The organism is Pseudomonas sp. Root401 (assembly GCF_001425105.1).
Classification (GTDB): Bacteria; Pseudomonadota; Gammaproteobacteria; order Pseudomonadales; family Pseudomonadaceae; genus Aquipseudomonas; species Aquipseudomonas brassicacearum.
This window is the reverse complement of sequence record NZ_LMDO01000004.1, coordinates 178802-199207: the sequence shown is the minus strand read 5'-3', so window position 1 is coordinate 199207 and position 20406 is coordinate 178802. Positions and strand designations below refer to the sequence as shown.

Below are 20406 nucleotides of genomic sequence, written 5' to 3'. Positions count from 1 at the left end.
TCGGGAGCGTCACATATGAATCAGGCGTTACCGAAGAAACTATGGGACCGGTTTGGACTGGTCTCGATACTGGATACGATCAATGGTTTATCCGCATAACCTGAACCGCCGTATACGGAACCGTACGTACGGTGGTGTGAGAGGACGGCGGATGTAAATCCGCCTCCTACTCGATGTGAAACTAAACCTGAAGTTCGGCCAGAACCTGTGGCGAGGGGGATTTGTGGGAGCAAAGCTTGCTCGCGACACAGGCGCCTCGATTTCTGAAAGACCGCATCGCCTTCATCGCGGGCAAGCCTTGCTCCCACAAATAACCTCGCCACAAAAGCGGGTTGGGCTCGGCTGTGGCTAATCACCCAGCTTTCTTTTCTGCGTTCTTCAATTCTTCCAGGCGCTTATCAATCAGCTGGCACTTATCCGGCACATCCTTACTGGCAGTCTCCCGGTCCATGGCCTGCAACTCATCGTTGATTTCCTTGGCCTTGGCCGGGTTCTGCTCGGTGAGTTTGGTCACTTCATTTGCCAGTTGTTCGCGCTTGGCAGTCGCTTCCTCAGGTGTACAAGTGGCCCAGGCGGGCAGGGCGCAGGTGAGGGTGGCGGCGAGGGTGAGTTTCAAGAGGGTTTTCATGGCAGGGCCTCATATTCCTTGTTGGGCAGGTAATGAGTTGAGGCCCTGGTTGGTTGGAAAGTTCACCTTGAGTCGCCACCGCTTGAGGTCTTTTTCGGCGTTCTCCTAGCCGATATTAAACAGTCGACTACCATGGAGGATGCGCCTGCCGTACATCTCTCTTCCAACCCCATGCGTCGCCATGAATAACAACGGAGGTGACTACAAAAACGGTTGAGCCTGGACACTTCGCTGTCGGTGCAGATCATGCTTTTAGCAAATGGAATAACTATCCAGGCATACGTATGACCTGAGGTAGTCACTCACTCAAGGAATGAAACCTATGAGCCTTAGAACGATACTCGGTCGGTTGGTGTTGTGTCTGTGTGGTTTATTTGCGCTCTCATCGGCCTATGCGGAGCGACTGATTACTGCCACGCCACTATTACAAGGTGGGGGGATTGTCGTCGATGTCTTTGACAATCCAGCCGCCTCAGGCGGCAAGCCTTCTTCGACGCACACTGTGCCATTCAAATCCACATACACTGTTCCGGTGGTGCAATCGTTCAAGGGCCAAGTCTATATTTTCTGGACCAGTAGAGATGATCAGAAAAATATCTATTATTCCTCCTCGGTAGAGGGGAAAAGCTGGTCCGCGCCAAAATTCATCCCGGTGGGCAGCATCTTGACTGATGTCTCGGCAACCGTATTCAAGCAAGAACTGGTGCTGACCTTTGCTGACGTGCAAGGTCGCTTAAATACTATCAGCTCCCGGGACGGAAGCGGCTGGCCGCCTAATGTCAGCTCTGTTCCGACCGTCCATACGGCCGCAAGTAACAAGCCTGTCGTCTATAACGGTCAGTTGTTCGTCTTGTATAACGAAAACAGGGGTAAGGCTGTTTATTACGTGACCTATGATGGCGTTAAATGGAGCTCGGAGAAAACCGCATTCCAGGAAGGCCCCGAGACGATCGTGAATCTGGTACCTGTCGTCTATAACGGTGATTTGAGAGTTTATTACACTTTTTTTAACGGCGGCTTGTTCGAGCGTACTTATGACCGGGGTGGTAACTGGGGCGCGAAGCAGGGGCTGACGGGGATACCTGGCAATAGCCCCCTGAACAGTGCAACGATGGTCAATGAACGCTTGTTCATCAGCAGTGGCCCCAATACATATTATTCAGCCGATTCAATCGGCCCAACCGGTTCAGCCGCTGGACTTAAATGGGCGCCCTATTACGCTTTTCCCGGGCGTTCTGCCTACCCCTCGGGTTTGGGGGTTTCCTATGCCATTACTACAAGCGATCTAACCGCGCGTGACCCGCAACTGCCTGTGGATCTGCCGACGGGCCTTAGCCATACCGACTATGCAACCTTCGCCTGGCGCAGCTTTTTCGCACTGAACAATACGGCTGCGGCACCATTGCCCGCTAACCGCGGCGTCGGCAATCCCGCCAGCAGTTTTGCTGATTCGGGCAAGGTGCCACAGTCTCCCAGCCCCTTGTTATGGCAAACCTTCGCGCACCGTACTGAGTTGTTTCCAGGAACAAACAGAAACGGCGCAGGCGGGCCTACGCGTCCGTTTGGTTCTGACCCGCAATACAGTTATATCGAGTTTCCCAACGGCGCGCCGTTGGCTTCAGGCGCTACCTTCAATCATTACAACAATCTGGATGAGGCGACCCAGATAGGGCAAAACGCGATATTTTTTCCGAAGTCCCCTCCAAACGTGGCGATGAATGGGACCGACTACGCCCCTTCATTGGACAGCCAGATTCTCTTTGAGGCCAAGGCCAATCCCGTCATTTACAACTATGCGAAAGAACTGAGCACCTATCCCGACACAAATATCGTCTTGCCCGACGGCGCGGTGGAGGTCAAGGCGGCATGGCGCAAGCTGGCAGATATTGCGCCACAGAATCAGTCGCGCTACCACACGGCAACTGTGGTGACCTATCAGGGCTCCGACGCTAAGCCGGTAGCGCACAATGAAGACTACGCTTTGGTCGCCTTGCATATTATCCACAAGACGCCCAACTACCCGACCTTCATCTTCGCCACGTTCGAGCACGAAGATGCCCTGACATTACCTGACGGCAAGTCGCCGACCGGTCTCTACTACATCGCCAACTACAACAGGATTGCCTATCCCACGACCTCCCCATTAGCACCTAACCCACCGTTTGCCATCTTCTCCGACGGCAACGCAACCCATAAGCTTTTCCTGCCCAAGACCGATTTCGTGGAGTCGAGCGTTCCGCAAATCTACTCCGGTACCAAGGGGATACCCAAGGGGCAGGCCGGCCCGATCACTGTAGTGCAACCGCAAACCGTCTTTAATGAAGTCGCTGCGGTCAACAATCAGGTCCAGGCGCTGATGGAGGGGAGCAGCGAATTCACCCATTCAGTCTGGAAGCATTACCGGCTTAAAGGGGTGCAGGCCATCCCTTCGAGCGAACAAACAGATCCGGATTACTACCTGGCCAATATCATGGTCGAAAGCAGTCAGCCGGGGATCCAGCTGTTTCGCGGAAGCAATTCATTCCCCATTCCAGAGGACAGCGTCCTGACCAATACCCGTGACTTTAAGAACATCAGGGTGCCGGATTATGACCACGGTACTCAAAGCCTGACCATGGGCGGTTGCATGGGGTGTCACGGCATTGCCCAGAGCCAATTGAAACAAGGCTTCAGTTTCCTGTTTGATGCGATCAAACCACCCAAGGTCAAACCTCATACACCGAACTTCGTTGAGCCTACCGGCTTCAGGAACCCAGAAACCGTAGGCTTGCCGGATCCTCACACCATGACTGAGCGGGCTCGAAAATACGCTTTGGGCTTTCAGAGTCAGGACGTGGTTGACAGTACGGGCAAGTAGCTGCCAGACACCACGAGCAGGGGGCGTCGTAGACGCGGAGCAGACTGCAATTTGAAACAAGAACAATGCTCTTTCGATAAAAAAACCGGACTTGCTTCCGGTTTTTTTCGGGGGGAGGACCCGACCGCAGGTGCAAAGTGAGAAACGGGAATAGATAGAAACCTGGGCTGTTCCCGCTTTACGATCTGTGGGTTGCTCGCCAGCATGTTGATTTGTTGCAGGTAGGAAAGCTCGCTTTCGCATGATTCATTCCCTGGACAATTCGGTCATCCCCTTGGCGCGTGCGACTACTTCCATCGCTTTGGCGATGTAGCTTGCATCGTCGGTTTCCCGGGCATCTCTCATGAACTCCGCAATGGCCTCTGGAGTACTGAGATATTCTGCGGGGTCAAATTCTGTAAAGGTCTCAATCATTTTGCTCTCCGCGTATGTGAAAAACGGGCGACCCAAGGGTCGCCCGTTTTCGTTACCCAGCAGCTTGCGCCCGCAACCGTCTCCCAATCACGTCCATCACATCACAACCATCGCGCAACGCTATCGTCAGCATCTTGCAAAAGTCTGAAAGCACCACCGTATCGGAGCTGATATCCGAACGGAACGCGATATTTTCCAGTAACTGGGTCACGGTGCGGATGCGGTAATCGGCGGTTTCGAAGAGGACATCGAGCGGCGCTTCGGTGTCGATGAGCAGGGTGGCCGGGGCGCAGTCGATTCCGGTGATGGGCATGTATCTGGTCATAATCAGAGCCTCGAAAGTTGATGAGCCTCTCTGTAGATCGGGTCGCCAAACCCGGCCGCGTTTTTGGGCGACGAGGGACTATAGTGCGATCCGCTCTTGAGCTACAAGACACCGCTTTCCGAGCTTCACGTAGGACCTTTACCCTGGCAGTTGTCGGCTTAAGGCAAGCGACTGCTGCGCAGTCGAGCGGGAGCAAGCTCCCTCGCCACGGGAGCGATGATCGACTTGAGAATTATGCTTATCCGCATTAGTCGCCGCAGGGCTGGGCCTCTCAGTGTTCGTTGTGATGTGAATAAGTCCTGGTTTCCTCTACTACGAACTGGTTTGTCATCTGTCCGTTTAGTAGGAAGTTTCAACCTCCGAGCGGGATCCTTCGTACTTCTATACGGGATGCGTCTGATTTCAGAAGGACGGTTTCGACAGTAGTCTTTGGTCAGAGGTGCGCCGCGTCGAACCATCGGCCTGATCAGTGTGTGGTTGGCGTGGTTGGTTACACCGAACGGCGAGGCGATGAGATCTGCATGTCTGCGCCCGAATAGCCACTAAGCAGGAGGCATATGTTATGTCGGAAACATCGAAAACCGATTGGGAGCGTTTGGCCAAGTTGGACGACTCGGACATCGATACCAGCGATATACCCCCGCTAGGTGAGGATTTCTTCCGCCGCGCCGTGCTGATGAATATGCACAATCCTCCCATCCTGGGGAGTTCATTGCCGAGACTTACTTGGATCCGAACGGCATCAGCGGCCTTGAACTGGCGGAAAAGCTCGGGATAACCCCCCTCAACACTGAGCCGTGTTTTGAAGGTCTCCAGCCGCGTGACGCCCGAAATGGCGTTGCGGCTGTCTGTAGCGCTTGGCCGTTCGCCGGAGAGTTGGCTAGCCATGCAGGATGCTTACGATCTGTGGGTGGCGCAGGGCAAGGGGATTTGAGATAGACGAATCGAGATCGGTCTGTCTTTTTAATCGTGGTCTGGTCCGGTTCTCGTATGGAAGCAGGTCCCCTTAGTTTCCCATCCTTCCATTACCCGCTATTTACGCTGGCAGGCACAGAAGGCGACCGCTACGCAGTCGAGCGGGAGCAAGCTCCCTCGCCACAGGGATCGCGCTCGACTGGGCGGGTTGGCGCGTCAGCTGTGGCAGCAGCCGTGGGGCTTGGCCTCTTCGTATTTATCGTGATGCCGCACCCAGTCCATGATTTCGTCTTCGTTGCGGCCCTTGGGCGTCAGGTCGAGGTAGTTGTAGGTGCCGACCAAGATGTCGAGGCCGCGGGCGTAGGTGGAGTAGGTGTGGAAGATGTCGCCGGCTTCGTTGCGATAGAAGACGCTCAGGCCGGGGAGTTCACCTTCGGTGGTGTCGGTTGTTTCGTAGTTGTAGGTGGCTTTTCCGGTGGCGGTGTCTTCGGCTTTGAAGCTGACGCCGAAGTCGTAGTTGAAGTCGCAGCCTTCGGATGAGACCCAATCGAAGGCCCAGCCCATGCGGCGTTTGAAGGGTTGGAATTCGGCGAAGGGCGCGTGGGAGACGGCCACGATGGCGACGTCGTGGTGGGCCAGGTGTTGGTTGGCGCCGTCGATGTGGTCGGACAGGAACGAGCAGCCCTGGCAGCCTTCTTTCCAGCCTTCGGCGAACATGAAGTGGTAGATGATCAGTTGGCTGCGGCCGCCGAACAGGTCGGCCAGGCTCAGTTCGCCGTCGGGGCCTTGGAAGCGGTAGGGTTTTTCGATTTTGACCCAGGGCAGGGCGCGGCGTTCGGCGCTGAGTTTGTCCCGTTCGCGGGTGAAGGCTTTTTCGTGGGCCAGGTGTTGGCGGCGGGCGGCGAGCCATTCTTCCCGCGAGACGACTGGATGATTCTCTACGTTCATGGTGATTTCTCCTGTGGTCAGGGCCGCTAGATCGGCCTTCAACAGTTGGTCGTTTGGCCTCGGAGCAATTCGACAGGCCGTTGGTCGGTTCAAGGTTGGGACCGACTGGAAACCCGGCTGAACGGCGGCGCGGCTCCTCGGTCACAACCTAGGTAGGCATCTCACTCTTTGGAGGATGGACCAGGATGACGACTTATAACTGGGACTTGATCGAACGGTTGTTGCACGAAGTGCAGAACGGCGCCGGTCACAGCTTTGCTCCTCGGGCTTACGCGGAGGAATACGCGGCGGCGAAAGGGGCTGAAGGCGAGGCGATCGATAACCTCGATCATCTGAAAGCGGTTGCCGGGGAGTACGAGAAGTTGCTGCTGGAGCGTGGCTATATCGAGCCGCGGCCGGAGGAAGAGGGCGGCAATGGCGAGAATTTTGTGCTGACGCCGCGTGGTTCGCGGTTGTTGAGCCTGATCGACAGCAGCATCCCGGGTAATGATCATCCGCGCCAGGTGCTGGATGAGCAGGAAGATGCGCTGGATGAGTTTACGTTTGATGATTTGGCTTCCAAGGCGCAGATTGCCTGACAGGCCTGCACTGAATCCCGTGGGAGCTGGGTTTGTGTGGGAGCAAGGCTTGCCCGCGATGTAGGCAACATGGTCTATCAGATGGACCGAGGTGATGCTATCGCGGGCAAGCTTTGCTCCCACACAAGCTCGCTCTCACATGGGATCTCCGTGGTTTTAGGAGCGTGCTGCTTTCAGGCACTTCAAATCAGTGAAATCTTTCTTCACACCGTCGATTTTCTTCAGCAGCCGTTCGCGCTGGGGCGGGGTGCTTTCGGCCATCAGGTCCACCAGCAGGCTGCGGGCCTGGGCTTCGGTTTTGCTGAAGGCTTCGCGGTAGGCGGGGGTCCAGAGGCTTTCGCGGTTGACCAGCAATTGTTCGATGCGTTTGGGGAAGTCGGGGCTGTGGCGTTGGGCCACGGCTTCGCTGAACTGGTTTTGCCAGTGGGCGCGGTTGGCGATCCATTGCTGGTTCTGGTCCCCCAGGGCGGTGGACCAGGCCGTCACCCGCTGGCGCTGGGTGTCGGTGAGCGGGCCGAGCCAGTCGTCCAGGCGTTTGACCATGCGGTCGCTGCGTTGCTGGATCTGTTCCTGCAACGTCGGCTTGAGGTACTGCTGCTGGCGTTTGCGCTGGTCCTTGACGAAGGCGGCGTCCATGTCATCGACCTGATCGTCGTTCAGGCCCTGCAGCAGTTCGATGGCCGAGGGGGTGATTTCCCGGGCGGTTTCGGCGATGGCGGCCTCGGCTTCCTGGGTGCGTTGTTGCAAGGCTTCGTCGGTTACCTGGTCGGTTTGCACCATGGTCTTGAGGCGATCCAGCCAGTCGAGGTAGCCGGGCAATTGGGTAGTGCAATGCCAGGTCAGATGGTCCTTGAGGCGTTCGTTGAACCAGTCTTTTTGCGCGCCTCTGATGTCCAGGTAATCGTTGAGGGTCCAGGGAATGATCAGGTCGAGGTTGCGGTAGGCCAGGCCTATGCGGCTGCAGGCGGTGAGCGTCAGCAACAGTGCGATGAACATGGCAGAGCGGGTCAACCAGCGCGGCATGAGCGAGTCCTTGCGAAGGCGGAGGTGCTTTGTTTGAGCATCGCAGACGCGCGGCAGTTCAGCCGATTAAATGCGTAACGCTTAGTAAAAAGGGTGGGCCATCTTGAGGGTCAGCAGGCTGTCGCATTCGCTGTTGTGGCCGGAGTATGCCGAGCAACTGCTGCCGCTGAGGCTTGAGTCGCTGTAGATCAGGTCCAGGTCGAGGCCCTTCCACGGGCGGGAAATTTTCAATGACCAGTCGCTGAAACTGCCGACATAACCGTTCTCGACCGAGACCGGTGTGTTGAGCTGGTGGGTGGTGTATTTGGCGCTGATGCCAATGCCGAACGGTATGTTGCCGCCCAAGTCGGCAAACAGCGTGCTGTTCTGTTTGTCCGGGTCGTTGCTCAGGGCAGCGCCGAAACGGCTGCCGAGCACGGTCAGGCCGCCATAGAACTCCTGGCTGTCGAGGGTATCGACGGTAGGGTAGCTGTAGTGGATCAGACCGACTTCGTAGCCCAGGGTCTGGTCGAAGGGTTGTTTAAAGCCCATGTAGGAATCGACCTCAAGGTCGGCGGACGATGTCAGGCCGGCGCTGGGTGACCACTGGCCGACGTACCAGCCGCTGTCGTGGCTCAGGTCCAGGCCACCGTGGAACGAACCGGTGCTCGACGGCGTGACCAGGCCCTGGGCCATGCTGCGGCTGGGCGTGGTGCCGAGCTTGAGGTCGAAGTCGCCGAGCTCGCGCTGGAATACCTGCCCCTGGGCGAGGGAACATGGCAACAGGCTGATCATCAGCAGAACAATAGGGCCACGCATGCTTCACTCCATGAAAAGCGGGAAGCAGGATCGGTTATTAAGCTGAAACGCTTGAGCTAGAGAGGTGCAAGCATACCGGCGAATGCTCGGCTGCGAAGGCCGTTCGTCGATTCATGGGAAATGGGTGGGACGGGGGAGGGTTCCAGTCCAAGCGCTTCGAAGCTCAAAGCGCTTTGGGACCAGGTGACGCGCAGGTTACTTCTTACCCAGGCTGATCTGCTTGGACGGGCCGAATGTCTGGCCGCTGACGCCTTTGGCAATTTGCTGGATCTCGCCGCCGGACTTGAGGAACGCAGCGATCTGGTCGTTGATCGACTCGCTGGTTTCAACGGCTGGAGCTGGCTTTGCTTTGCTGTTGGATGCTTTTACGCGCATGACGGCCATTAACCTGTAGATAATTAATTGGGCCAGGCATCGTACAGGAAATACTTGACAATTGCTTGGCAAATATCCTTCTGAATTATCGCTGTGGGGACGGGAATAATGAGCGATTATCCTGCAATTATTGCCCTAAGCCTCTGTTTTAAATAACAACCGCTGGCGAAATACGGCGTTGATCGCGAGCTGTACGCACCGTCGTTCGCCTGACGAATGGCCGTGTCTGGGGCGAAAGCCCAGGAAAATCAACGGTTGTGCAGGGCCTTGCCGGCAAACCTTGCCGGCGGCCACGAATCGCACCGCAAAACCGGGTAGAATGCCGCCCACGCAATGAGGGTATTGGAAATGGCTTTAGTCGGGCGCTACAACAGTTTGCAAGTGGTTAAACACACTAACTTCGGTTTATATCTGGACGGCGGTGCGGACGGCGAAATCCTGCTGCCCAACCGTTATATCCCCAAGGATATTCCCAGCGAAGATGAAGACTGGCTCAATGTTTTCATTTATCTGGACAGCGACGACAAACTGATCGCTACCACGGAAAAACCCAAAGTTCAGGTGGGTGAATTCGCCAGCCTGAAAGTGGCTGAAGTCAACAGTATCGGCGTGTTCCTGGACTGGGGCCTGCCCAAGGATCTGTTGCTGCCGTACTCCGAAGAAAAGCGCCAGATGACCGCTGGCGAGTACTGCGTGGTGCACGTCTACCTCGACAAGCACACCCGCCGCATCACCGCCACGGCGCGCCTGGATCGTTATCTGGACAAGACGCCGGCCAACTATACGCCGGGCCAGGAAGTGGATTTGCTGGTCGCCGAAGCCACCGACATGGGGTTCAAGGCGATCATCAATAACAAGCACTGGGGCCTGATACACAAGAACGAAATCTTCAAGTTCATGCGCGCCGGCAAACAGGAAAAAGGCTTTATCAAGGAAATCCGCCCGGACGGCAAGATCAGCCTGAGCCTACAGCCGGTGGGCCAGGAAGCCGCCACCAGCCTGAACGCCAAGATCCTCGCCAAGTTGCGTGAAAACAACGGCACGTTGCCGGTCAGTGACAAGAGCGACCCGGCGCTGATCAGCAGCCTGTTTGGCGTGAGCAAGGGCAACTTCAAGAAGGCCATTGGTGCGCTGTACAAGAATGGGCAGATTGTCATTCATGCTGATCGCATCGAGTTGAGCTGATCTTCAGTCGAGCCACTCATCTGTGGCAAGTAAGGGTTTTATGTGGCCAGCGAGGCCAGTTGTGGGAGCAAGGCTTGCCCGCGATGAAGGCGATGCGGTCTTTCTGAAACCGAGGCGCCTGTTTCGCGAGCAAGCTTTGCTCCCACATAGCGGTGCGCTGCGACTTTCCTCTGTATACAAAACTCTGCACCTTTAGCATGCGCCCGCGCCCTGTTCGTGGGCACATGCCTGCTCTTGCTCGGCTTTAACCGCCGCTACACCCCCCGGTTTGTCTCACATTTCGCTGCTATGGCACGCATTCTGCGTAGCAACGCGTATACAAACCATGCCGGCTCCCGTGCGCAGTATGGTGAGCAGGTCGAGGCGGGGGCACGGCGGTACTCAAAGGAGCCCCGCAATGTCCGAGCAATTGCCCAACGGCTACAGCCCCCGCCTCTATAACGAGGACTTGGGCCCGCTGCCGCAGAAATGGAATTGGTACAACATCTTCGCCTTCTGGATGAGCGATGTGCACAGTGTGGGCGGCTATGTGTTTGCCGCCAGTCTGTTCGCGCTGGGGTTGGCGAGTTGGCAGGTGTTGATTGCCTTGCTTGGTGGGATCTGCATCGTGCAGTTGATCGCCAACCTGGTCGCCAAGCCGAGCCAGCAGGCGGCGGTGCCGTATCCGGTGATCTGCCGGTTGGCGTTCGGCGTGTTCGGGGCGAATATTCCGGCGGTCATTCGTGGCTTGATCGCCGTGGCCTGGTACGGCATTCAGACGTATTTGGCCTCCAGTGCGCTGATTATCGTGGTGCTGCGGTTTTTTCCTTCGATGGAAGTCTACGCGACGCCGCATTTTGCCGGTTTGTCCTACCTGGGCTGGTTCGGTTTCCTCAGCTTGTGGTTTGTCCAGGCGCTGGTGTTCTGGACCGGTATGGAATCGATCCGTCGTTTCATCGACTGGGCCGGACCGGTGGTCTATGCGGTGATGTTCCTGTTGGCCGGATGGATAGTGTGGAAGGCCGGTTGGAGCAATATCAGCTTCACCCTGGCGGAAAAGTCCCTGTCTGGTTGGCAAGCGTTTGGTCAGGTGATCGTGGCGACGGCACTGGTGGTGTCGTACTTTTCCGGTCCGACCCTGAACTTCGGCGATTTCAGCCGTTATTGCCGGAGCATGTCTGACGTACGCCGGGGCAACTTCTGGGGGCTGCCGGTGAATTTCCTGGCGTTCTCCCTGGTCACCGTGGTGATTGTTTCCGGGACCTTGCCGGTGTTCGGCGAAATGCTTCATGACCCGATCGCCACTGTGGCGCGCATCGACAACAATGTGGCCGTCTTGCTGGGCGCCTTTGCCTTTGTGACCGCCACCATTGGTATCAATATTGTCGCCAACTTCGTCTCCCCGGCGTTCGACTTCGCCAACGTCGCGCCGAGCAAGATCAGCTGGCGCGCCGGCGGCATGATCGCGGCGGTGGCCTCGATTTTCATCACGCCGTGGAACCTGTTCAATAACCCTGAAGTGATCCACTACACCCTGGACGTGTTGGCGGCGTTTATCGGGCCGCTGTTCGGGATCCTGCTGGTGGATTACTACCTGATCAAAAAGCAGCAGATCGACGTGGATGCGTTGTTCAACGACGGGCCGAGCGGGCGTTATTACTACAGTGGCGGCATCAACTGGACCGCGGTCAAGGCCTTGATTCCAGCGACGTTGATGGGCGTGGCGATCACCTTCACCCCGCTGTTGCAACCGATGGCCAACTTTGCCTGGTTCACCGGTTGCTTCCTTGGCGGAGTGTTGTATTTCGCTCTGGCGCGCCGCGAGCCGGCCACGCAACTGAACAAATCGCTCAGCCCGGCCGGCCAGGCCTGATCAACGCAGGGCGGTCTGGGCGCAAGGCCTTGCCGCGCCCTGGCTGGCGGGCCGCAGCAACAGGCCGCCGGCCAGCAGCAGACCGCTGCCGGCAATGATCAGCGCCGGTTGCAGGCCTCCGCTGAAATGGCTGCTCAGCGCCGCCAGCAGCGGCCCGCTGAGTTGGCCCACGGCAAAACAGGCGGTCAACAGGCCAGCGTTGCGCTGAGTGGCGTGGGGCGCCAGTTCCCGGGAGCGCAGCATCACCAGTTGCATGCAGGCCAGGAATGGCGCGCCACACAGGATCACGCCCAACGCCAGCCCCGGCCCGCTGCCCAGCAGGCAGGCAAATACGCCGGCGGCTTGCAGCCAGAGCGTACCGATCAACCAGCGACCGGTGGTGTTTGGGTTGGGGCGACGCAGGCTGACCAGCAACACACCGGTGGCGGCGGCCAGGCCGAAGCAGGGCCAGAACAGGTCCGCCAGCCATTGCCCGTGGAACTGCGCCGAGGCCATTTGCGACAGGAACGTGGCTGGAATGATGTAGCCCACGCCATACAGGGCGTACACCACGCCCAATCGGGCGATGCCACGGTTCGGCGAGGAGGGAACCGGCGCGGCAACGGTCGCAGTCGCGGCGGGTTGCGGCAGGATCGGCAAAATCACCAATAGCATCGCCAGCGCCACGCCGGCGTACACCAGCCACAGAGTCGCGGAGGTCTGGCCCAGCAGGTTTGAGCCCAGCGCCAATATGCCTGTCAGAAAAATCCCCAATCCAGGTCCGGCAAATACCAGGGCGCCGAGCCGTGGCCGTCCCGCCGCCGCTGCCAAGGGTTGGCTCAAGGCGGTGATCATCACCAGCACCCAGGCACTCGCCACGCCGGTGCCAAAGCGCAATGCCAGGTGTGGCCAGAAACCCCAGGCCCAGAACGAGGCCAAGGTCAGCAGCACGCACAGCCACAGGCCGCCGAGCAACCGTCGCCGCACCTGTTCCGGACGGCGGGCGAACATGGCGTCCAGCGCGCCGAGGAAATAACCCAAGTAGTTGGCCGCGGCAATCAGACCGGCGGCGGTCAAGTCGAGCTGACCTTCGCCGATCAAATGAGGTAACTGGGGCGTAAGGGCGAAGCGGCCAATGCCCATGGCCATCATCAGCGCGATGAAACTGCCGAGCAGGCGAATAAGAGGTGACATGGTCGTTCTCCAGCGTCGAGGCGAATGACCGTCAGGCTAGGATCGATTGACTTTCATTAAAAATGAATAATAGTGAGTAACTTGTTCTTTTTTGGAGAAGGTCGTGGAGTTCAGCCAATTACGGATTTTCCAGGCCGTGGCCGAGGAAGGTTCCATCACCCGGGCCGCCGAGCGCCTGCACCGGGTGCCGTCGAACCTTTCGACCCGGCTCAAGCAGCTTGAAGAGCAACTGGGCGTGGACCTTTTCCTGCGTGAGCGTCAGCGTTTGCAGTTGTCACCGGCAGGAAAAGTCCTCTTGGACTACGCAGCCAAGCTGTTCGCCTTGCACGACGAAGCCCATGCGGCGGTGCAGGGCGGGCAGCCGGCCGGGGACTTCCTGCTAGGCACGATGTACAGCACGGCGGCGACGCATCTGCCGGACTTGCTGGCGACTTATCACCGTGCGTATCCGGCGGTGAACCTGCAAGTGCAGTCCGGGCCGAGTGGCGAATTGTTCGAGGGCCTGCTCACCAACCGGCTCGACGCGGCGTTGGTGGACGGCCCGCTGGAGCTGGCGGGGCTGGATGGTGTGCCGTTGTGCGACGAGCGGTTGGTACTGATTACCGAGGCCGATCATGCGCCGGTACGCAGTGCATTGGATGTGCAGGGCCGCGCGGTGTTCACGTTCCGGCGTGGTTGCTCCTACCGGATGCGCTTGGAGGCCTGGTTTGCCCATGATCACGCGACCATGGGCCGGGCGATGGAAATCGAGTCTTACCAAGGGATGCTGGCGTGTGTCATCGCCGGGTCCGGGGTGGCGTTGATGTCAGAGTCGATGCTGGCCAGCCTGCCGGGCCGCGAGCGGGTCACGGTGCATCCGCTGGCCGAGCCGTTTGCCAGCGCCACCACCTGGCTGATGTGGCGCAAAGGCATGGTCGGGGCCAACCTCAACGCTTGGATCGAATTGCAACAACAGGCCTGGCCGCGAGCGTCCATGACGACGGCGCAATCGGCTTGAACTCCGGGAGGTGGATTTGGATCAATTCAGTAACAGATCATTGCAAACTGAGACGAGCATTGCGTAGAACATCGGACTATTATCAGTGCGAAGGGGCCACAGTAATTTGCCGCTCGTACCACCCTGAGGGGGCACCACGATGAAAGAGAAAATCCAGAATTGGCTTCACGACCTGGGTGTCGCGCTTGGCCTGATCGAGCCACCGATGCAACCGGTACCGATCCGCACCGATGATGAGCAACGCCGCCGCCAACCGCGCCGCCGGTAAACCCACCAGGAGTTGGAGAGATCGCAGTTGCGGACCATTTCAATTGAGATGGCCCGGAACTGCGATCTTTTTTATTGGCGATGTGAATCCTGTGGCGAGGGAGCTTGCTCCCGCTGGACTCTGTAGGAGCTGGCGAAGCCTGCGATCTTTTGATCGTGATCTTTCGCTCTCGACTCAATTGTCAGTGGAAAGATCGCAGCCTCGTTGCACTCGACAGCTCCTACGGGCCGTAATCCTGCGAGCGCATGTTCCCTCGCCTCGGGTGCTGTGTCGTATCGGTCAAACCACCTTGGCCACCACCTTCGGCCGTGGCGACAACAAGCTCACCAACACAAAACTCACCAGCGCCACGCTCAGGCTGTAGTAGATCGGCGTGTTGGCGTCCAGGCCGTCCTTGAGCATGAAGAGCAGCGCGGTCAGGAAGCCCAGCGACATGCTGGTGATTGCGCCAGCGGTGGTGGCGCGTTTCCAGTAGATGGCGCCGATCAGCGGGATCAGCATGCCGCCCACCAACAGGTTGTAGGCCAGGGTCAGGGCGCTGATGACGTCGCTGACCACCAGGGCGATCACCAACACCACCGCCCCCATCAGCAGGGTCGCGATGCGGTTCTCGTGGACGTCGCCATTGCCACTCTCACGGCCCTGGCGCAGACGGGGCAGCAAGTCCTGGACGACGGTGGTGGACGCGGCGAGCAGGCCCGCTGCGGCGGTGGACATCAAGGCCGCCAGGGCCGCGGCGATTACCAATCCACGAATGCCATTGGGCAGGCTGGTCTGGACGATGCTGGCGAAGGCGTTGTTGACGTTTTCCAGGTCCGGCAGCAACACCTTGGCCGCTATGCCGATCAACGCACCGGCCAGGCCATACAGCACGCAGTACAGGCCGGCGGCGGTGCCAGCCACTTTGGCCACGCCTTCGCTGCGAGCGGTGAACACCCGCTGCCAGATGTCCTGGCCGATGAAGATGCCGAAGAAATAGATCAGGAAGTAGGTGAGGATGGTGTCCCAGCCAATCGCGGTGAAATCGAAGTAGCTGGCCGGCAAGGCCGCCACCATTGCGTCCCAGCCGCCGGCATCGACGATGGACATCGGCATCAGCAGGAACACCAGGCCAACGGTCATGATCAGAAATTGCACGATGTCGGTGAGGGTCAGCGACCACATGCCGCCGATGGTGGAATACAGCACCACCACGCCACCGCCCACCAGGATCGACACCCAGAACGGCAAGCCGAACAGCACCTGCATCACGGTGCCGATGGCGATGGTCGAGGTGGCGCCGATCATCAGCGCATAAACCAGCATGATCAACGCACTGGCCTGGCGCGCGGCCGGGTTGTAGCGGCGCTCCAGCACTTGGGTCACGGTGTAGATCTTGAGCTTGAGCAACGGCTTGGCGAGGAACAGGCTGAGGCCGACGATGCCCAGGCCGATGGCGCCGCACAGCCAGAATCCGGAAATACCGTAGACGTAGCCCAGGCGCACGGTGCCGATGGTGGACGCACCACCCAATACGGTGGCGGCCATGGTGCCCAGGTAGAAGCCCGGGCCGAGGTTGCGCCCGGCGACCAGATAGTCGTCACGGGTCTTGGCGCGGCGCATGCCGTACCAGCCGAGGGCGATCATGCCGGTGGCGTAGAGAAGAACGACGATTAAGTCCAAAGCCATGGTGGCGTGTCTCCGATTGTCTTTTTTTGTATGGGACGAGGCGGTGCTGTCCCTGGCACTGCAGCCTCAGTGCGAACGCGCTTTTGTGGCCAGAGATTGCTCCAGCTGGGCTCTGTAGGAGCTGGCGAAGCCTGCGATCCTTTGATCTTTCGCTTGAGATTCAAGTGTCTGGGGAAAGATCGCAGCCTCGTTGCACTCGACAGCTCCTACGGGCGCGACCCAGCGGGAGCAATCTCTGGCCACAGGTATTTCGTTTGCTCGGATCAGGCGGTTTGCCTGAGGGCGGGTTTATCGATGGGCACCGAAGCGCCCTTGCTCCGCGGATCCCCTGGCCCATATACCGCCGCCGGCTCTGGAAACAGGCTCAGCAGTACCAGGTACACCACCGAGGCCAGGCCCAGGGTCACCGGCAGGCTGATGTCGATCCCACCAGCCAGTTCTCCCAGCGGCCCGACGAATTGCCCCGGCAGGTTGACGAAGCACAACCCCACCAGCGCGCTGGGGATCCATGCCCCCAGGCCGCGCCAGTTCCAGCCGTGGCTGAACCAGTAGCGTCCGCCGGTTTCGCCGCGGGTGAACACTTGCAGGTCATCCGGGCAGTAGAAGCCACGGCGCACCAGCAGGCCGATGATCATGATCACCATCCACGGCGTGGTGCAGGTGATGATCAGCACGGCGAAGGTCGAGACGCTCTGCACCAGGTTCGCGGCGAAGCGTCCGATGAAGATGAAGACAATCGACAGCACCCCGATCAGCAGCGTCGCCTTGACCCGCGACAGCACCCGTGGAAACACGCTGGACATGTCCAGGCCGGTGCCATACAGCGACGTGGTGCCGGTGGACATGCCGCCGATCACCGCGATCAGGCACACCGGCAGGAAGAACCAGCTCGGCGAAACCGCCAGCAATCCGCCCACGTAGTTGTTGGCCGCGATGTAGTCCGGCGCCTTGATCGCCACGATGGTGGCGGTGGCGAGGCCGAACAGGAACGGGATCAACGTCGCCAGTTGCGCAGCGATCACGGCCAGCATGATGCGGCGCTTGGGCGTGTTGCGAGGGATGTAGCGCGACCAGTCACCGAGGAACGCACCGAAGGAAATCGGGTTGCTCATGGCCACCAGCGCCGCGCCGATAAATGCCGCCCAGAAGCCCGGCTGGCCGAGGCTGACGGTGCCGGCGAACTGGCTGTCGAAGGTCGGTGCGAAAGCCAGGATGCCCAGCAAAAACAGCAGGCTGGCGGCCCATACGGCGATGCGATTGACCCACAGCATGAAGCGGAAGCCGTAGATGCACACCGTCAAGACCAGCAGGGCGAACAGGCCGTAGGCCAGGCCCAGGCTCAGGTCGGTCTCTGGCACGCCGATCAGCCGCTTGGCGCCGCCGATCAACGCGTCCCCCGAACTCCACACCGACAGCGAGAAGAACGCGATGGCGGTCAGCAACGACAGGAACGAGCCGACGATTCGCCCGTGCACGCCGAAGTGTGCTCCGGAAGAAACGGCGTTGTTGGTGCCGTTGAGCGGGCCGAACAGGCCCATCGGCGCAAGAATGATCGAACCCACCAGGACGCCCAGCACAATGGCCCAGACCCCGGCCTGGAATGACAGGCCGAACAGCACTGGGAAACTGCCAAGCACGGCGGTGGCGAAGGTGTTGGCGCCGCCGAAAATCAGGCGAAACAGGTCGCCCGGACCGGCGCTGCGTTCGTGGTCGGGAATCTGTTCGACCCCGTTGGTTTCAATGTGCGTAAGGCTTTTATCGTTATTGTTATTCATGATCTGCTCCGATCATCGAGGCGCATTCATCGTGTGTGAATGTCGCCTGTTGCTAAGGGGATGGCAGCCCTTCCGGCATTGCGGACAAATGTTCGTGACAGGCCAGCCATAGGCCTTGTTGTTCTTGGCGAAACACAATGGTTTCGCGCTCCTGGCTAAAGTGAAGCTCCCCTTGCATGCGCAGCTCGGTGGCCACGTCATGGATGAAAATCGCCACGTCTCCTTGCAGGCTGACGAAGGCGTTGCTTGACGTGCAATTGAGCACCTCGAAGCCATCCTCGGACCGCCAGCGATCCCACAACGCCAGGTAGGCATCGCGGGACAGCAGGGGCTGTTCGAGGGTGTAGAACACGAAACTCGCATCGGCGGTGAACGCGCCGAAGTAGGCGTCACGGTCATTGCGGGCGAAGGCCGACACCAAATTTGCGGCGGCCTGGAGCACCTGGTCCTGGTCGTTCATGGGCGCACCTCAGCGATGAACCACGCCAGGCAGTACGCAGAGCATCTCGTACAGCAGGTTGGCGCCCAGCAGCGAGGTGTTGCCGGTGGTGTCGTACGGCGGCGAGACTTCTACCAGATCGCAACCGACCAGGTCGAGGCCCTGGCAGCCACGGACGATTTCGATCGCCTGGATGGTGGTCAGGCCGCCGATTTCCGGGGTGCCAGTGCCAGGGGCCCAGGCCGGGTCGATGCCATCGATGTCGAAGCTCAGGTACACCGGGCCGCCGCCGACTTTCTCACGCACTTCGGCCATCAGCGGGGCCAGGGATTTGTGCCAGCACTCTTCGGCCTGGACCACACGGAAACCCTGGTTGCGGCTCCAGTTGAAATCATCGGCGGTGTAGCCCTGGGCCCGCAGGCCGATCTGCACCACGCGGTCGCAATCGAGCAGGCCTTCTTCCACGGCGCGGCGGAAGGTGGTGCCGTGGGCGATCTTCTCGCCGAACATGTGGTCGTTCACATCGGCGTGGGCGTCGATGTGCACCAGGCCGACCTTGCCGTGTTTCTTGTGGATGGCCCGCAGGATCGGCAGGGTGATGGTGTGATCGCCGCCCAGGGTCAGGGGGATGACATTGTGTTCGAGGATCTTGTGGTACGACTCTTCGATGATCCGCACCGCGTCCAGCAGGTTGAAGGTGTTGATCGGCACGTCGCCGATGTCGGCCACCGACAGCGAGTCGAATGGCGCGGCGCCAGTGGCCATGTTGTAGGGGCGGATCATCACGGATTCGGCGCGGATCTCCCGCGGCCCGAAACGGGTGCCGGCGCGCAGGGAGGTGCCGATGTCCAGCGGCACGCCGACGAACGCAGCGTCCAGGCCGGCAGCGGTTTGCAAATGGGGGAGTCGCATCATGGTGGCGATGCCGCCGAAGCGCGGCATTTCGTTGCCGCCCAGTGGTTGGTGAAGAATCTTGTCCACGGGTAGGGCCTCATCGTTGTTTTATTTATCAGGGGCCGATTCTGCGAAAAGCGTGGGATGGGAAGAATCGCTAGGGGCAAATACTTAGTTCAGATTTTTCTAAACTAATGGCGGGTGGGGCGATAAACTCGCGATTGATATGTTGAGGTTAAATGGTGGGTGCAAGCCTGTGGGAGCAAGGCTTGCCCGCGATGAGGTTCATGCGGTTTCCTCTGGAACCGAGGCGCCTGTATCGCGAGCAAGCTTTGCTCCCACAGATAAATTCCCTCGCCACAAAGTTTGCAGTGTCCTGTTTGTATTTTGGAGACCCCATGGCCAACGCTCTACCCGACCTGAAACTGCTGCGCATTTTCGTCAGCGTGGTCCGGCACCAGGGGTTCGCCAATGCCCAGCACGAGCTCAACCTGTCCACGTCGGCCATCAGTACCTACATGAGCCAACTTGAGTCGGCCCTGGGCCTGGTGTTGTGTCATCGCGGCCGGGGCGGGTTCAGCCTGACCAGCAAGGGCGAGTTGTTCCATCAGGAAACCTTGCGCCTGTTGGGCGAGCTCGAAGGGTTCGAGCAGTACGCGGCAGCGCTCAAGGGTGAGCTGCGCGGCACCTTGAACCTGGGGGTGATCGACTCCACCGTCAGCGACAAGGCCTTGCCGTTCGCCGAAGCCATCGGTGCCTACAGCCAGGAGCATCCGGCGGTGCATTTGCACCTGTCGGTCATGAGCCCTTACGAGTTGCAACTCGGTGTGCAGGACAACCGCCTGGACCTGGCCATCGGTGCGTTTTCCACGCGCATGAGCGGGCTGGTCTACATGCCGCTGTACCGTGAGCAGCACTGGTTGTATTGCAGCAACCGCCACCCGTTGTTCAACGAGCGGCGCATCCCCGAGCAGGTCATCACCCAGCAGCGCATGGTCGGGCGCGGTTACTGGAGCCAGGCCGAACTGGCTCGCCATGGCTTCAAGCACAGCGCGGCGACAGTGGAGAGCATGGAGGCGCAGTTGATCCTGGTGTTGTCCGGCGCCTACGTCGGCTACCTGCCCGAGCACTACGCCCAGGCCTGGGTCGACAAGGGCGACTTGCGCGTGCTGCTGCCGGCGACCTTCGGCTATCAGGCGCCGTTTTCGATGATCGTGCGCCGTGGTCGCAGCCGCGAGCCGCTGATCCAGACCTTCCGCGATTTGCTCAAAGCTCAACTGAATCAGGCCTGACC

At 59.3% G+C, this 20406-nt stretch carries 19 protein-coding genes and 3 pseudogenes; 10 read left to right on the top strand and 12 right to left on the bottom strand.

Translation table 11 applies throughout. The features are described 5' to 3' along the window. Positions 1 to 99: pseudogene (locus ASC85_RS32935) on the top strand (group II intron maturase-specific domain-containing protein); the annotation flags it as partial. Positions 100 to 352: 253 nt separating this feature from the next. Here ASC85_RS32935 and ASC85_RS05505 read toward each other — a convergent pair. Further along, positions 353 to 628: a hypothetical protein gene (locus ASC85_RS05505; RefSeq protein WP_057448561.1), complete on the bottom strand. Its 276-nt coding sequence runs from the start codon at positions 626 to 628 to the stop codon at positions 353 to 355. A gap of 322 nt (positions 629 to 950) precedes the next feature. Here ASC85_RS05505 and ASC85_RS05500 point away from each other — a divergent pair, with 322 nt between their 5' ends. Then, positions 951 to 3485: a hypothetical protein gene (locus ASC85_RS05500; RefSeq protein WP_057448560.1), complete on the top strand. Its 2535-nt coding sequence runs from the start codon at positions 951 to 953 to the stop codon at positions 3483 to 3485. Between the two features lie 249 nt (positions 3486 to 3734). On the opposite strand, the pseudogene ASC85_RS30845 reads toward ASC85_RS05500, so the two are convergent. Next, positions 3735 to 3899: pseudogene (locus ASC85_RS30845) on the bottom strand (addiction module antidote protein); the annotation flags it as partial. A gap of 52 nt (positions 3900 to 3951) precedes the next feature. Next, the gene (locus tag ASC85_RS05495; RefSeq protein ID WP_057448559.1) at positions 3952 to 4224 is read right to left on the bottom strand and encodes a hypothetical protein; all 273 of its coding nucleotides are present in this window, start codon (positions 4222 to 4224) and stop codon (positions 3952 to 3954) included. Between the two features lie 562 nt (positions 4225 to 4786). On the opposite strand from ASC85_RS05495, the pseudogene ASC85_RS32930 reads away from it, so the two are divergent. Both ASC85_RS32930 and ASC85_RS33735 read left to right on the top strand, forming a co-directional pair. Continuing rightward, positions 4787 to 4901 (top strand): annotated as a pseudogene (locus tag ASC85_RS32930) (BrnA antitoxin family protein); the annotation flags it as partial. A gap of 113 nt (positions 4902 to 5014) precedes the next feature. Further along, the gene (locus ASC85_RS33735; protein ID WP_430458900.1) at positions 5015 to 5158 is read left to right on the top strand and encodes a HigA family addiction module antitoxin; all 144 of its coding nucleotides are present in this window, start codon (positions 5015 to 5017) and stop codon (positions 5156 to 5158) included. A gap of 197 nt (positions 5159 to 5355) precedes the next feature. Here ASC85_RS33735 and ASC85_RS05485 read toward each other — a convergent pair whose 3' ends face one another. Further along, positions 5356 to 6087 (bottom strand): DUF899 domain-containing protein, encoded by a 732-nt coding sequence (locus tag ASC85_RS05485; RefSeq protein ID WP_057448558.1) that lies wholly within the window; start codon positions 6085 to 6087, stop codon positions 5356 to 5358. A 185-nt stretch (positions 6088 to 6272) separates the two neighbouring features. On the opposite strand from ASC85_RS05485, the gene ASC85_RS05480 reads away from it, so the two are divergent. Further along, entirely contained in the window at positions 6273 to 6665 is a 393-nt protein-coding gene (locus ASC85_RS05480; RefSeq protein WP_057448557.1) for a hypothetical protein, read from the top strand. A gap of 156 nt (positions 6666 to 6821) precedes the next feature. On the opposite strand, the gene ASC85_RS05475 is transcribed toward ASC85_RS05480, so the two are convergent. The 3 genes from ASC85_RS05475 to ASC85_RS05465 all read right to left on the bottom strand — a co-directional run bounded on the left by ASC85_RS05475 (position 6822) and on the right by ASC85_RS05465 (position 8870). Then, a complete protein-coding gene (locus ASC85_RS05475; protein WP_057448556.1) occupies positions 6822 to 7688 on the bottom strand; it encodes a DUF6279 family lipoprotein in 867 nt (288 codons plus the stop codon). A gap of 81 nt (positions 7689 to 7769) precedes the next feature. Continuing rightward, positions 7770 to 8486 carry a TorF family putative porin gene (locus ASC85_RS05470; RefSeq protein ID WP_038858856.1) on the bottom strand — a complete coding sequence of 239 codons (717 nt, stop codon included), beginning with the start codon at positions 8484 to 8486 and terminating at the stop codon, positions 7770 to 7772. A 195-nt stretch (positions 8487 to 8681) separates the two neighbouring features. Then, a complete protein-coding gene (locus ASC85_RS05465) occupies positions 8682 to 8870 on the bottom strand; it encodes a hypothetical protein (RefSeq protein WP_018607615.1) in 189 nt (62 codons plus the stop codon). Between the two features lie 339 nt (positions 8871 to 9209). On the opposite strand from ASC85_RS05465, the gene ASC85_RS05460 reads away from it, so the two are divergent. Continuing rightward, on the top strand, positions 9210 to 10046 hold the full coding sequence (locus ASC85_RS05460) for a CvfB family protein (RefSeq protein WP_057448555.1): 837 nt from the start codon (positions 9210 to 9212) through the stop codon (positions 10044 to 10046). 397 nt (positions 10047 to 10443) lie between these two features. After that, entirely contained in the window at positions 10444 to 11898 is a 1455-nt protein-coding gene (locus tag ASC85_RS05455) for an NCS1 family nucleobase:cation symporter-1 (protein ID WP_057448554.1), read from the top strand. Here ASC85_RS05455 and ASC85_RS05450 read toward each other — a convergent pair whose 3' ends face one another. After that, positions 11899 to 13071: an MFS transporter gene (locus ASC85_RS05450; protein WP_057448553.1), complete on the bottom strand. Its 1173-nt coding sequence runs from the start codon at positions 13069 to 13071 to the stop codon at positions 11899 to 11901. A 103-nt stretch (positions 13072 to 13174) separates the two neighbouring features. On the opposite strand from ASC85_RS05450, the gene ptrR reads away from it, so the two are divergent. Together ptrR and ASC85_RS33440 are read left to right on the top strand one after the other, a co-directional pair. Next, the gene (gene ptrR, locus ASC85_RS05445) at positions 13175 to 14068 is read left to right on the top strand and encodes a putrescine utilization regulator PtrR (protein ID WP_057448552.1); all 894 of its coding nucleotides are present in this window, start codon (positions 13175 to 13177) and stop codon (positions 14066 to 14068) included. A 139-nt stretch (positions 14069 to 14207) separates the two neighbouring features. Continuing rightward, a complete protein-coding gene (locus ASC85_RS33440) occupies positions 14208 to 14336 on the top strand; it encodes a PA1414 family protein (protein ID WP_003198971.1) in 129 nt (42 codons plus the stop codon). 279 nt (positions 14337 to 14615) lie between these two features. On the opposite strand, the gene ASC85_RS05440 is transcribed toward ASC85_RS33440, so the two are convergent. The 4 genes from ASC85_RS05440 to speB all read right to left on the bottom strand — a co-directional run bounded on the left by ASC85_RS05440 (position 14616) and on the right by speB (position 19199). Then, positions 14616 to 16004, bottom strand: a complete 1389-nt coding sequence (locus tag ASC85_RS05440; RefSeq protein WP_057448551.1) for a sodium:solute symporter — start codon at positions 16002 to 16004, stop codon at positions 14616 to 14618. A 263-nt stretch (positions 16005 to 16267) separates the two neighbouring features. Then, positions 16268 to 17779, bottom strand: coding sequence for a purine-cytosine permease family protein (locus ASC85_RS05435; protein ID WP_057448550.1), 1512 nt, complete (start codon positions 17777 to 17779; stop codon positions 16268 to 16270). A 52-nt stretch (positions 17780 to 17831) separates the two neighbouring features. Continuing rightward, the gene (locus ASC85_RS05430; RefSeq protein WP_057448549.1) at positions 17832 to 18239 is read right to left on the bottom strand and encodes a YybH family protein; all 408 of its coding nucleotides are present in this window, start codon (positions 18237 to 18239) and stop codon (positions 17832 to 17834) included. A gap of 9 nt (positions 18240 to 18248) precedes the next feature. After that, positions 18249 to 19199, bottom strand: coding sequence for an agmatinase (gene speB, locus ASC85_RS05425; protein ID WP_003198979.1), 951 nt, complete (start codon positions 19197 to 19199; stop codon positions 18249 to 18251). Positions 19200 to 19510: 311 nt separating this feature from the next. Between speB and ASC85_RS05420 the strand changes: the two genes are divergently transcribed. Then, positions 19511 to 20404 (top strand): LysR family transcriptional regulator, encoded by an 894-nt coding sequence (locus tag ASC85_RS05420; protein ID WP_003184133.1) that lies wholly within the window; start codon positions 19511 to 19513, stop codon positions 20402 to 20404. Positions 20405 to 20406 lie beyond the last annotated feature (2 nt).

Excerpts from the sequence above, each read along its gene's own strand:
- ASC85_RS05440 (WP_057448551.1), bottom strand. The coding sequence starts at position 16,004 with ATGGCTTTGGACTTAATCGTCGTTCTTCTCTACGCCACCGGCATGATC.
- ASC85_RS05505 (WP_057448561.1), bottom strand. The coding sequence starts at position 628 with ATGAAAACCCTCTTGAAACTCACCCTCGCCGCCACCCTCACCTGCGCC.
- ASC85_RS05480 (WP_057448557.1), top strand. The coding sequence starts at position 6,273 with ATGACGACTTATAACTGGGACTTGATCGAACGGTTGTTGCACGAAGTG.
- ASC85_RS05465 (WP_018607615.1), bottom strand. The coding sequence starts at position 8,870 with ATGGCCGTCATGCGCGTAAAAGCATCCAACAGCAAAGCAAAGCCAGCT.
- ASC85_RS05435 (WP_057448550.1), bottom strand. The coding sequence starts at position 17,779 with ATGAATAACAATAACGATAAAAGCCTTACGCACATTGAAACCAACGGG.
- ASC85_RS05495 (WP_057448559.1), bottom strand. The coding sequence starts at position 4,224 with ATGACCAGATACATGCCCATCACCGGAATCGACTGCGCCCCGGCCACC.
- ASC85_RS33440 (WP_003198971.1), top strand. The coding sequence starts at position 14,208 with ATGAAAGAGAAAATCCAGAATTGGCTTCACGACCTGGGTGTCGCGCTT.
- ASC85_RS05500 (WP_057448560.1), top strand. The coding sequence starts at position 951 with ATGAGCCTTAGAACGATACTCGGTCGGTTGGTGTTGTGTCTGTGTGGT.
- ASC85_RS05470 (WP_038858856.1), bottom strand. The coding sequence starts at position 8,486 with ATGCGTGGCCCTATTGTTCTGCTGATGATCAGCCTGTTGCCATGTTCC.
- ASC85_RS05450 (WP_057448553.1), bottom strand. The coding sequence starts at position 13,071 with ATGTCACCTCTTATTCGCCTGCTCGGCAGTTTCATCGCGCTGATGATG.
- ASC85_RS05460 (WP_057448555.1), top strand. The coding sequence starts at position 9,210 with ATGGCTTTAGTCGGGCGCTACAACAGTTTGCAAGTGGTTAAACACACT.
- ASC85_RS05430 (WP_057448549.1), bottom strand. The coding sequence starts at position 18,239 with ATGAACGACCAGGACCAGGTGCTCCAGGCCGCCGCAAATTTGGTGTCG.
- ASC85_RS05475 (WP_057448556.1), bottom strand. The coding sequence starts at position 7,688 with ATGCCGCGCTGGTTGACCCGCTCTGCCATGTTCATCGCACTGTTGCTG.
- ASC85_RS05420 (WP_003184133.1), top strand. The coding sequence starts at position 19,511 with ATGGCCAACGCTCTACCCGACCTGAAACTGCTGCGCATTTTCGTCAGC.
- ASC85_RS05485 (WP_057448558.1), bottom strand. The coding sequence starts at position 6,087 with ATGAACGTAGAGAATCATCCAGTCGTCTCGCGGGAAGAATGGCTCGCC.
- ASC85_RS05455 (WP_057448554.1), top strand. The coding sequence starts at position 10,444 with ATGTCCGAGCAATTGCCCAACGGCTACAGCCCCCGCCTCTATAACGAG.